The 8,794-nt window shown below is 61.4% G+C and carries 4 protein-coding genes; 2 read left to right on the plus strand and 2 right to left on the minus strand.

The features are described 5' to 3' along the window. Positions 1–723 (minus strand): CBS domain-containing protein (locus EOC06_RS26460; RefSeq protein WP_164898745.1); only part of this gene is annotated, 723 nt, incomplete at its 3' end. A 795-nt stretch (positions 724–1,518) separates the two neighbouring features. Between EOC06_RS26460 and EOC06_RS26465 the strand changes: the two genes are divergently transcribed. Together EOC06_RS26465 and EOC06_RS26470 are read left to right on the plus strand one after the other, a co-directional pair. Then, positions 1,519–2,580, plus strand: coding sequence for an aromatic ring-hydroxylating dioxygenase subunit alpha (locus EOC06_RS26465; RefSeq protein ID WP_127807746.1), 1,062 nt, complete (start codon positions 1,519–1,521; stop codon positions 2,578–2,580). Between the two features lie 457 nt (positions 2,581–3,037). Then, positions 3,038–4,831 (plus strand): PAS domain S-box protein, encoded by a 1,794-nt coding sequence (locus EOC06_RS26470; protein WP_128309167.1) that lies wholly within the window; start codon positions 3,038–3,040, stop codon positions 4,829–4,831. Between the two features lie 312 nt (positions 4,832–5,143). Here EOC06_RS26470 and EOC06_RS26475 read toward each other — a convergent pair. Next, on the minus strand, positions 5,144–8,794 hold a 3,651-nt coding region (locus EOC06_RS26475; protein WP_128309168.1), incomplete at its 5' end, for an autotransporter domain-containing protein.

Raw genomic sequence — 8,794 nt, forward strand, 5'->3', positions numbered from 1 at the left:
GACCACGAATGCGGCCATGAAGGCCGTCAGGAGGTTCAACTGCAGCCACGGATGACGCTTCAAGAAGGCTGAAAACAGCGGCGTGAAAGAGCGCTCCTCCTTCTGGACACCTACCATTTGGCCAGACTGAGCGGAAATCTCAATGACTTGCTGCTCGAACAAGCGCCAGCCGCGAACCTGCCCGAGCAGCCGGTTCTCCGCGTCCACCACCGGATAGACAGGGTAGTGACGCCGTACCGCTGCCTTGCAGGCGTTGCTCAAAGAGAGACCTACATCAAGAGCGAACGGCTTGGGCAGCATGATCTGGTCGACAATGGCGTCCGGTTCGCTCAGCATCAGATCGCGCAGGACCACCAGGCCAACCAGTTTATTGCCCTCGTCCGTGACGTAGAGATAAGTGAGTTCGGTCGGCACCTGGGCGCGTCTGACAGCTTCCACCGAGGCAGCAACCGTCGTCCCGACAGGAACGCTGGCGGAAATCGGGTCCATTACCTCGACAAGCGACTCGGGGATCGCGAAATCCTCGCCATCGTCAGGGGGCCTGATGGGCCGCATATGCGATGGCAAATGCTCGGCCACCTTGCGGGCGTGCCCCTCTGGCAACAGCTCTAGTGTGTCGCGGATGAACTCGGGAGACTCTCTGGCCAGCAATTCAGCTGCGTCGTCGGGTGCTCGGGCACGCAGTGTGCGCACCAACTTTTGAACGCCGGTCTCATCTTTCATTCGCTATAACCCCCAGTTGAAGGTCACATAATATGTTAAGTACCGGATCGCACCAGTGTGGAAATACCCAGCTTCTTCCTGCCCCAGCAGTCCGCCTTGGCTCTCGAAGTTACTGCGGCCTAAAACGAGTTGACATACGCCGCCTGACGCAAGCGTCGACCCGGCAGACGCCATTTCACCTGGGTGATCCGGACCGGTCCGGAATTCCTGCCTGAGCGATCAATGGCCGTCCTGGGAAATGCATGTGGGCAATGGCGGGTTGGAGAATCTGATATCGTTGCGCATCGAGAGCTATGGCGCGGTCACTGATGTCTGCTTCTTGGAAGCGGCTGCTAATATCTCAATGACCGAGACGAAGCGCAAAGACGCCATTCGCAAAAGTCTGGTCAGACTGAATGTCTGAGATACGCTTAAGCCAACATCAGGATTCGGCGTGCCGAACGCTCGGCGGTAAGCTGCCGTTCTAGCTTGGCGTCCTCGGGCAAAGTTTCTCTCGTCAGCTCACGACTCCATCCCCCGTCGTTCGCCAGCGAACGGCACTATTCTGATACCCGCCGTCCACCAGGCGGACGACGAACTGGGCTCGAAGTCGACCTGGGACCTGTGCTGCGGTTAAGCATCCCACGTGATGATCGCGGTCGACAACTAGGTCGGCGAATTGGAAACGACCGCCACTCCAGCAAATCTGCTTTAGAGCAAAATTGCACGCCGGCTTACAGGCTGTGCGCAGCAGAGCCAATTCTCTTGCGATGCCGCCCCGCTTACGACAGGATTGCCGCAACTGGAGGTTAGCCTATGACGCCAGACCCCTTGCGGCCCGACCAGCTGCCACTCGACACTCCGCCTGTGCAATACCTGAACCTGGACCCGTCGCTTTATGTACGCGATGATATCTGGCAGCAGGAACGGTGCAGCATCTTCGCGCACACCTGGCAGTTCATGGGGCCTGTCGCCTCGGTCGCGACGTCCGGTCAATACCTTGCCATCGACATCGCCGGCACGCCGATCTTTGCCATCCGGGGCCGGGACGGGACCTTGCGCGGATTTAAGAACGTCTGCCGCCACCGGGGGGCGAAACTTCTGGCCGATGGCGCGGGCAAATGTGGGCTGATCGTTTGCCCCTATCACAAATGGTCCTTTGCCGACACCGGACGGCTGGTGCAGGCCCCATGGTATGGCAAGGATCCCGCGATCATCGCCGAAGACTGGCCGCTGGAGACGGTGCACTTGTCGGAATGGCGCGGGCTGCTCTTCGCGGCACTCGACCCGAAGGAAAGTCTTCTGGATCAACTTGGCTCTCTGCCCGACGAACTGGCGGACGAGCCGTTGGAGACCTATGCCGCCACCGATCAGGCCACCGTCAGCTTTACGGCGAACTGGAAGATCTACACCGACAATTTCGTCGAAGGCTACCACATCCCTGGCACACATCCCTCGTTCTACGCTGCCATCGACTTCGAAGCTTTCCAGACCACCGCCCATCCCGGTTATGTCCGGATGACCGCACCGCCGAAAGACGGTCTGTTCTATCGCGGCAAATGGCTTTGGATGTGGCCGAATTGGACGCTATCGCTTTTCGATGGCGGCATGAACGTTAGCCGGATCAACCCGACCTCACCGCATCACACAGACCAGCATTACCATTTCTTCTTTGCCGATATCGCTGCAGAAGCATCCGAGAGCAGGGCGAAATCTGTGCAAGGCACTCTGGCCGTGGTACGCGAGGACTACGCCATCTGCGCCGATACGCATCGCAACTATGCCGCAGGAGCCTATAGCTCCGGCCCGCTCTCGGGGCGGCATGAGCGGGGAGTGCAGTATTTCCAGGAACGTGTCGCTGCGGCACTGGGGCTGTGAGCGCCCCTGGCGTCCTTGTCCGCCGGATAGCTCGGCGCCGGCACGAGAGCCCTCCGGCCAGTCGAATAGGGCGGGCACGGTAAGACGAGTTACGAGCGTCGTGGCAATCGGAGCTCGCTCAATGCGGAGAGCAGATCGGCGCACGCGGCTTTGACGACCAAGTTTAGCAGGCTGGAGCTGATTGGCCCGATCGGCACCGATTCCGTGAGGCGCGGCTGCTGCTCCGGCAACCCCTGCGTTAAACCAGTCGCACGGCCGGCCGAGCACAGCTATCCGGTGATCTTCTGGCCCGGGCGATCAAGGTTTCGTGGTAAGCGACCAAGGACTTGGCATGAAGTCGCGTGCGATAAGAATGGTAAGCTGGCCGGCCGTGCAACACACCCGAAAACGGCGACTTTGGAACGATACCGGCACAAGCTACGTTACAGCTGGTTGAATTGATATCGGGGCCAGAAATATGAATGAACTGCCGCAGGCGAACGTTGTCGCCTTCAAGAACCCGGAAATGTCCGGCACTGACAGTCCGAATTTTGATTATCAGGATTTTTTCGAGAACGGCGCGGTTGCTCTCCATCTGGTGAGCGAGGATGGCATCATTCTGCACGCCAACACAGCTGAGCTCGACCTCCTCGGTTATCCCGCAGAAGACTATGTCGGCCGGCACATCGCCGACTTCTACCCCGACCGGCCGGTCATCGAGGACATTCTGGAACGCCTCACCAAGGGCGAAAAGATCGCGAGATATCCGGCGCGTCTGAGAGCCCGCGACGGAGCCATCAAGCATGTCGAAATCACCTCGAGCGGCCATTTTCGTGACGGCAAGCTAATCAACACCAGATGCTTCACAGTCGATGTGACCGACTTGGAGCGAGCCCGCACCGAACTGAGGCATCAAGACAATACTTATCACCAGATCCTCGACGCCCTTCCGGTCGCCATCTACACAACTGACCAAGACGGTACGATAACCTATTATAATCGCGCTGCTGCCGAGCTGGCAGGACGGGAGCCTAACGTCGGCAAGGACAAATGGTGCGTGACGTTCAAGCTGTTCACTGCCGACGGCAAGGAACTGCCCCACGACGAGTGCCCAATGGCGATCGCTCTCAACGAAAACCGGCCGGTCCGCAACCAGGAGGCCGTGGCGCAGCGACCGGACGGATCTTTTTTCCCGTTCCTGCCCTATCCCACGCCGCTGCGGGATGAGCACGGCACCCTGATAGGTGCCGTGAACATGCTATTGGACCTGACGGACCGCCAACGTGCCGAAGAGGCCAAGCAGCATCTGTCAGCGATTGTGGAATCCTCGTTCGACGCTATTGTCAGCAAGGATCTCAACACCATCATCAAGAGCTGGAACCAGGGCGCCGAACGGCTGTTCGGCTATACCGCTGACGAAGCGATCGGTCAGTCGGTGACGATGCTGATTCCGGATAACCACCAGGACGAGGAACCTCGTATCCTCGAACGCATTCGGCGTGGCGAACGCGTCGAACCGTTCGAAACCACACGGCAGCGCAGGGATGGCAGCCTGGTTCCGGTTTCGCTGGCGATATCGCCCGTGCGTAACGCAGCCGGGCAAATCGTCGGCGCGTCGAAGATTGCCCGGGACATCACGTTGGCGAGGGAAAGCGAGCAACGCATCCACATGCTGATGCGCGAGGTCAATCACCGGGTGAAAAACCAGTATTCAGTCATCCTGTCGATGATCCGTGAGACCAACAAGCGATCGGAGACGCCAAAGCAATTTGAATACCAGGTGCGCGAGCGCATCATGGCGCTGTCGCGCTCCCACGACCTGCTGGTTGCGGCGGACTGGAAGGGCGCCACGATCAGTGACCTTTTGGCGGCGCAAGCCCAGCCATTCCCACGGGGAGACGTTATCGCCATGTCGGGCCCATTGTTGGTCCTCAATGCCAATGCGGTGCAGTATCTCGGGATCGCTTTCCATGAACTGGCTACCAACTCGGCCAAATATGGCGTCCTCTCAGCGGATAAGGGCCAGATCTCAGTCATATGGACCATTACCGGGTCCGGTGCTTCGAGGCTCCTCCATCTCACCTGGGCTGAAACCGATGGGCCGGAAGTTCAGAGCATCGGACAGGGCGGCTTTGGAACCGTGGTATTGAAGCGGGTGGCACCTGCGGCAGTGGGGGGACAGGGAAAGCTTGAGCACGGCCCGCATGGGGTCACCTGGAGCTTGGAAGCCCCGTTGACCGCCGTGGAGCCGGCCGTTGCAAACAGGGGCTAGCCGTCAACGTTTCGACCTCGGCCGCCTTTGCCTTCATCTGTGGCGCCCTGGTCGGGCGGTCACCAGTAGATTCGCTTGCTGCGACCTTTATCGAGGCGGGAAACCCCAGTGTTGCCGCCCTGACCTTCAAATCGGTCATGTCGTCCCATGCCTGAGGCGACTTGTCACAAAAAGCCGGCGTCACTTCCGATGTTAGATCAGTCACCTGAGCTCGTTGTCATGGGCCGCGGGCTGACGGTCAGCTTCTTGCTTACTAGAAAGTGACCTGTTATCGCAGGCAGGCGAATGGATCTCTGCCTCGCCTTAGGTCCCTCAAAACTTGACCATCAGATTTGCATCGAAGCCGTTTTGCTTCATGGCCGATGCGAACTGGCCCTGATAGGCGAAGCCAAGCTTCGCATAGGGGCTGAGTGCGACGTCGATGCCGGCCTCGATCAACGCTGCATTCCTTGCGATCGGGGCGCCGGCGATGGCAAACGTGTCGGAGCCAGCGAAGGCGAAGGTGGAGATCGGTGTAACGTCGCCAAATGCATGGCGCCAGGCAAGTGTACCGCGCGCCGTGACAGTGGTGCCGCCGAGATCGAAGTTGCTGGATGCCCTAAGGCCGAGGGTGGTGAACGTCACATCGGTGTTGGTGCTGGACGCCGTCAGGGCCGCGGCACCGCCTGTCTCGCTGAAGCCGTCGGTGTGGAGTGTCACGTAAGAAAGTCCGGCGAATGGTTCGAAACCGAACTGCCCGGCCTTCAGGTCATAGGCGATCTCACCAAAGGCCTGTGCGGTGGCGGCATCATAATCGGCGCTCAGACTGTTATCCAAGCCGGCGAAGGCGACGTGGCGGCCCATTGAGATGTCGTGCCAGGTGTAGGCCGCGCCGGCGCGAAGGCCAAAAGCGCCCCATTGGCCACCGCCATAGAGGCCGAGATGCCAGTTCTGGCTGTCGCCCGAGGACGCGCGATCATCGACATTGAAGCTCGAATGGCTGAAGCCGGCGATGACGCCTGCCCGCCAGTTATCGCCGAAGGCGCTGTCGATGCCGGTGAGGAAACCGCCGGTGGAAGACGAGATCGGCGCAGCATTGCCATCGCCGTCATTGTCGCGCCATGAGCCGAAGGCGGTTGCCCAGGCGGCGGCGCGATCCGTGGTGGCCGGCAACAGCATGCCATGGATGGCTTCATTGGATTTGCTGCCTCCCTGCGCCACCTCGCCATAGGCGATGACAGGCGCATCGCTGGCCGCGACCGTGCCGAAGGCCGAACGGATGCGCGCATTGACGGCCTCGGCAACGTGCTGGCTATCCTCCACCAGGACGCCATTGGCACTGGGATATCCATCGCCCGACAACTGGTCGAAGATCTGGCGTACCGTTTCGTCGTCATTGGCTAGAACAACGACGGCCTGGTAGAGCGCGCTCAGCGATCCGAGCGTCTCGAGCACGCCGGCCGTGCTCTTCTGGTTGAATGTCTGGGCAAAGTCGGTGAAGGCAACGTTGTTGCGATTTAGGGTCAGATTCACGTCGTCGCCATCATAGGCCAGGAACGGATCAAGGAAGGCAAAGTCCGAAGTCACGCTGTCGAACTGACCCGAAACGCCACCGTCGGCCGTGAGGATCGTATAGGTCGAAGACGGCTTGTAGCCGCCGTCGACACCAATATGGGCGACAGAGCCGCCGCCGATGGTCGCCGCGCCGGTTACGTGAACCAGATCGCTGGAACTGCTGGCCGGGTCGACCTCGACCTGCAAGCTGGCGCCAGCGTTGAAGACGAGATCCCCGTCAAGCGTTAGTGTGCCGATAGAGGCGCCTGGCGCCAGTGTGCCGCCACTTTGAACAGTCACCACGCTGCCAGCCCCGGAGCCGACCGTCCCGTGGCCGCCAAGCACGGCACCATTCGTCACATCAAGGTTGCCGCCGAGCCTTGCCCCGGAATGTACGTCGTCCGATCCGATGAGGAGGGTACCGCCGGCCACGGAAGTGGTGCCGGTGAAGCCGGAACCGTCGCCATCATAGGAAAATGTCGCACCCGTCTTGATGAACGTGCCGGTGCCCGAAAGGATGCCGCCATAGCTGCCATCCTGGTCCTGGACAATCGTCAAGGCCTTGGTGCCCAGTTGGACAGTGCCGCCGGAGCCGCTAAGATTGTGGATCGTCATGTCGAGAGCGCCAATACCACTGATGTCGAATACGCCGGCATCGATCTGCAGCGAACCCGGTCCGATCGAGCCCGCTCCCGAGAGCGCAAGCGTGCCGGCCTCGATGGTAGTGCCGCCCGAATAGATGTTGGTTCCGGAAAGCACCAGCGTGCCCGCGCCGGTCTTGCGCAATCCATCGGTGCCCGCGATCACATTGGAGATGGTCGACACATAACCGTTGCTTGCGGCGCTGCCATCGCCGACGCGCACTTCGACCGGCGCCGGATGATCGGCGTCGGCCACCAGCGTCAGCGTGTCGCCGGTTAGCACGTAGCCGCTGGACGCGAACTGCATGCCGGTGGTCTGGACTGCGCCGGCGCTGCCGTCCACCGTTACGGTGCCTGCCTCGCCGCCGAAGACGGCGAAACCGGGCTGCGGCTGCATGGCCGCCGTGAGCGCACCCGTCGCATCGGTCCAATTCGGCGCCGTGTTCGACCAACTGCCAGCGCCGCCGCCCATGTGGGTGGCGTCGGCTTGGCCGTTGGCGTTCCAAAGGTTCAGCGTTAGGCCGGTGGTGTTGATGAGATTGATCTGCTTGTCGGCCGTCAGCATTTGGATCGACAGCGTCGATGCGGGCGGAACGGCGCCCAGAGTGAGTCCGCCGTTGCTCTCGGTGAGCGTGCCCGTGTAGTCGACGATACGATAAAGACCGGGGCCGAAGCCGCCAGCATTGGCGACGTCGAGCACGGCTCCGTTGAGCGTCACGTTTCCGTTGACCATGACGCTATCCGCCTGACCGGTCGTAAAATCCGCGCCCGGTGCTGCCGCCTCGTAGGCCAGACGACTGCCCTGCTGCAGGGTCATGTTGCCGTTCACCGTCATCGTCCCGATCGAGGTGCCCGGTGCGATCGTGCCACCCGAAGCGACTGTCGTCGTGCCCACCGTGCCCGAGCCGCCGAGCGTGCCGCCCGTCAGGACGTCGATCGAGGAACTCGAATCGCCAAGCGTTCCGTTTACCAGCAGCACGCCGCCCGAAATCGTCGTCGTCCCGGTGAAGCCGGAACTGTTTCCGGTCAGGATCGTCGTGCCGGCGACCTGTCCGATGGCCCCCGCACCGGTGATCGCCGGAGAGAACGTGTAGCCCGTCCCGGTATGGTTGAAGGTGAGAGTTCCCGCTCCCGCGCCGAAGCGAACCTCCGCAGCCTGCAGCGTGCCTGGCGCAACGGCCGGCTGCCCAGCGGCCGCGCCGATGTTGAGCGTACCAGTCGAGCTACTCTGAACGGCGATATGGGCAATGCCTGCCCCATTGCCGGTGCTCACTGCGCCACCATCCGCGACGGTCAGCGTGCCAGTGCCCCCATAACCGACATAGAACGTGCCGCTGTTCTTCCAGGTGGAGCCGGCGCCCGTTACAATGGCCGTGCCGCTCGAGGTCACTCCGATAGCCCCTGTAGCATCGCTGACCAGACCACCGTTCGCGACGGTCAGCGTGCCGGTGGCGAAATCGCCGACATAAAGGTCGCCGCTGTTGGTCCAGGTGGAGTTCGCGCCCGTTACCGTGGCCGTGCCCGTGGAACCCGGCTGAAATCCGAGGCGGCCGACCGTGTTGGTGACGGCGCCGCCATCCTCGACGTTCAGCGTCCCGTTGCCGGAACGACCGATAAGAAGCTCGCTGCTGTTCGCCCAGGTGGAGCCAGCGCCCGTCACAGTCACCGTGCCGGTGGAGCCAGCGAGGTATCCGATGTAGCCGATCGTGTTGGTCACGGCGCCGCCGTGCTCGACGTTCAGCGTACCATTACCGCTACTGCCTATGTAGAGTACGCCGCTATTCGACCA

The sequence above is a fragment of the Mesorhizobium sp. M7A.F.Ca.MR.362.00.0.0 genome (assembly GCF_004023175.1).
Taxonomy (GTDB): Bacteria; Pseudomonadota; Alphaproteobacteria; order Rhizobiales; family Rhizobiaceae; genus Mesorhizobium.

Excerpts from the sequence above, each read along its gene's own strand:
- EOC06_RS26465 (WP_127807746.1), top strand. The coding sequence starts at position 1,519 with ATGACGCCAGACCCCTTGCGGCCCGACCAGCTGCCACTCGACACTCCG.
- EOC06_RS26470 (WP_128309167.1), top strand. The coding sequence starts at position 3,038 with ATGAATGAACTGCCGCAGGCGAACGTTGTCGCCTTCAAGAACCCGGAA.